This window comes from Streptomyces bambusae (genome assembly GCF_019400985.1).
GTDB classification, from domain to species: domain Bacteria; phylum Actinomycetota; class Actinomycetes; order Streptomycetales; family Streptomycetaceae; genus Streptomyces; species Streptomyces bambusae_A.
The window spans coordinates 1-3,113 of sequence record NZ_WTFF01000519.1 but is presented as its reverse complement, the minus strand read 5'-3'; the positions used below and the strand labels follow the sequence as shown (position 1 = coordinate 3,113).

General features: G+C 76.8%; 1 protein-coding gene and 1 pseudogene. Both read right to left on the bottom strand.

Annotated features, from left to right (window positions below; translation table 11 throughout):
• Positions 1-114: 114 nt before the first annotated feature.
• Complete coding sequence (locus GPJ59_RS38225; protein WP_258025388.1) at positions 115-996, bottom strand: YceI family protein; 882 nt, start codon at positions 994-996, stop codon at positions 115-117.
• A 136-nt stretch (positions 997-1,132) separates the two neighbouring features.
• Positions 1,133-2,986 (bottom strand): annotated as a pseudogene (locus GPJ59_RS38220) (ComEC/Rec2 family competence protein); the annotation flags it as partial.
• Between the last annotated feature and the right edge of the window lie 127 nt (positions 2,987-3,113).

Below are 3,113 nucleotides of genomic sequence, written 5' to 3'. Positions count from 1 at the left end.
AGGCCGGGCCGGGCCGCCCGGCGCGCCGAAGCCGGCTGTCCTGCGCGCCGAACCCCGGCCGTCCGGGCGCGCAGGGCCCCGCGAGGGGCGTGGGCCCGGACCCCGCGCCTACGCCTACGCCTTGTGGAGGGTCTGCACGTCCAGCCGGACCTCGACGCTCGAACCGATCGCCGCGATGCCCTGGGCCAGCATGGACTGCCAGTTCAAGGTGAAGTCCTCGCGGTGGAGTTCGGTGGTGGCCCGGGCCGCCGCCCGCGGCTCTCCCTCCATGCCCGTGCCGACGCCGAGGTACTCGGTGTCCAGGGTCACCGAACGGCTGACCCCGTGCAGGGTCAGGGCCCCGGCCACGGTCCAGCGCGCGCCGCTGCGGTGGATGAAGCGCTCGCTGTAGAACTCCACGGTCGGGTGGCGGGCCGCGTCCAGGAAGTCGGCCGACCGCAGGTGGTCGTCGCGCATCCGCAGGCCGGTGTCGATGCTCGCCGCGTCGATGATCACGTGCATGGAGGACTCCTCCATGCGTTCGGCGATCCGGACCGCGCCCGCGAACGTGTTGAACCGGCCGTGGATCCGGGCCAGACCGATGTGGCGCGCCGAGAAGGCGATGGCCGAGTGGGCCGGATCGATCTCCCAGTGGCCGGGCCGCGGCAGCAGCGGCGGCTCCACCGGGTCGAGCACGATCTCCGCGGTGCCCTCCTGGGCTCCGCCGCCGACCAGCGTCGCCCCGTGGAAGGGCGCGTAGCCCTCCGCGGTGACCGTCAGCCGGTACTCCCCCTCCGGGACCGCCGCGGTGAACCCGCCGTACGGGTCCGTCTCGCCGCTGACGATCCGGCGGCCGATCGGGTCCGTCACCTCGAACGTGGCCTGCCGGACCGGCTGGTGGACCGTGTCGAGCACCCGGCAGCTGAGCAGCTTCGCCGTGGGCGGCAGCGTGAGTGTCGCGGAGGTCTGTGGACTGCTGTTTCCGGCCGTCTGTATCCCCCGTCGGCGACCGAACATGGTTGATGCACCCCCGTGCTGTGTGGACGCGGGCCCCCCTCCGGGCCCTTCTGGCGAAAACGCATTCGATCATGGCGCCGGGTCGTGAGCAAACAGAGTCGGGTGTACCGCGCCCGGCGTGTCGGCGCCCGCGCCGGCCGGCCGGGACGGCCCGGGTGCCGGGGCCGGCGCCGAGCACCGCGACGGACCCGTCGGTGTCGGTGCGCAGCACCGCCGCCCCGCCCGCCCGCAGCAGCGCCAGCGTGCCCGGCGCGGGATGGCCGTAGCGGTTGCCCGTGCCGACCGGAACGATCGCCACCCGGGGGCGGGTCCTCGCGTACAGACCGGGGTCCTGGTGGGCCGAGCCGTGGTGGGCGACCTTGAGCACGTCCACCGGCCCCAGCTCGGGATGCTCCCGCAACAGGGCCTGCTGCGCGTCGGGTTCGAGATCGCCCAGGAGCAGCAGGGTCGGCCCGGCCGTCCGGACCAGCAGGGCGACGCTGGCGTCGTTCGGCCCGGCCCCGGTCAGCCCCGGCGGCGGCCACAGCACCTGCCACTGCACCGGCCCGGCCCGGCGCCGCTCCCCCGCCCGGGCCGCTACGACGGGCACCCCGGCGGCGGCCGCCGCACGGCGGACCTGCGCGGCCCGAAAGGGCGGCTCGGCCAGCGCGGTGGTCTGGATCAGCCCCACGGAACGCCCGCGCAGCACCCCGGACAGCCCTCCCACGTGATCCGCGTGAAAGTGCGTCAGGAGCAGCATCGGCACCGTCCGCACCCCCAGCGTCCGCAGACAGGCATCGACCGGTTCGGGCTCGGGGCCCGCGTCGACGACCACTGCGGTACCGGGGCCGACGGACAGCACCCCGGCGTCCCCCTGGCCGACGGCGCACTGTACGTAGTTCCAGTCGGGCGGCGGCCAGGCGGTGACCATCCGGGTCAGCTGAGGGGGCCGCAGCACGGCCACGAGCAGCAGCAGGGCCGACGCGGCGCCGAGCCCGCGGCGCCGTCCGGCCCGGCCCGCGCACCACAGGGCGAGCACGGTGACCGCGGCCAGCAGCAGCCCTCCTGCCACGCCTCCCGGCCAGGACAACTCCGCTCCCGGAAGCCGCGCTCCCGTCCGGGCGACGAGGGCGATCCACCCCGCCGGGACCCCGGCGCAGCGGGCCAGCAGCTCGGCGGCCGGCCCGCTGACGGGAGCCGCGGCGAGCACCGCGAACCCCAGCACGGTGGCCGGGCCGGCCGCCAGCTCGGCCAGCAGGTTGCACGGGATGCCCACCAGGCTCACCCGGGCCGAGAGCACGGCCACGACCGGCGCGCACACCGCCTGGGCGGCGGCGGCCGCGGCCAGCGCCTCGGCCGGTCTCGCCGGCATCCCGCGCCGCTGGAGGGCCGCGCTCCACCGCGGCGCGAGGAGCAGCAGGGCCCCCGTGGCCAGGACCGACAGCAGGAAGCCGGGGCTGCGGGCCAGCCAGGGGTCGTACAGCACCAGCAGCACCACGGCCGCCGCCAGCGCCGGGACCAGCGACCGGCGCCGTCCGGTGGCGATCGCCAGGAGGGTCACCGCCCCGCAGGCCGCGGCCCGCAGCACGCTCGGGTCGGGCCGGCACACCACCACGAACGCCAGCGTCAGCAGCGCCCCGCCCACGGCCGTCGCCCGCAGCGACAGCCCCAGCCGGGGGGCGAGACCGCGCCGCTCGCTGCGCTGCGCCCTGCCCGGCGGGCCGATCAGCAGGAACAGCACCACGGTGAGGTTGGAGCCGGACACGGCCAGCAGGTGCAGGAGGTCGGTGGCCCGGAACGCGTCGTGCAGATCGTCCGGGACCCGGGAGGTGTCCCCCACGACCAGCCCGGGCAGCAGCGCCCGTGCGTCCGGGGCGAGCCCGTCCGTGGCCTTCCGCAGCCCGGCCCGCAGTGCCCCCGCGACCCGCTGCACGGCGTCCGGACCGCCGACCACCCGGGGCGGTGCGTCCCCGGCCGGCCGCAGCAGAGCCACGGCGCCCGCCGGGCCGAGCTGGCCGAAGCTCTTCGCCCGGAGCGAGGCGTCCTCGACCGTGCGCCGCGCCTGGGTCACCGTGCGCTCCACGCCCCGCTTCGCCGCCCCCACCACCTTGACCGTGGCGTACACCCCTAGGCCGACC

Excerpts from the sequence above, each read along its gene's own strand:
- GPJ59_RS38225 (WP_258025388.1), bottom strand. The coding sequence starts at position 996 with ATGTTCGGTCGCCGACGGGGGATACAGACGGCCGGAAACAGCAGTCCA.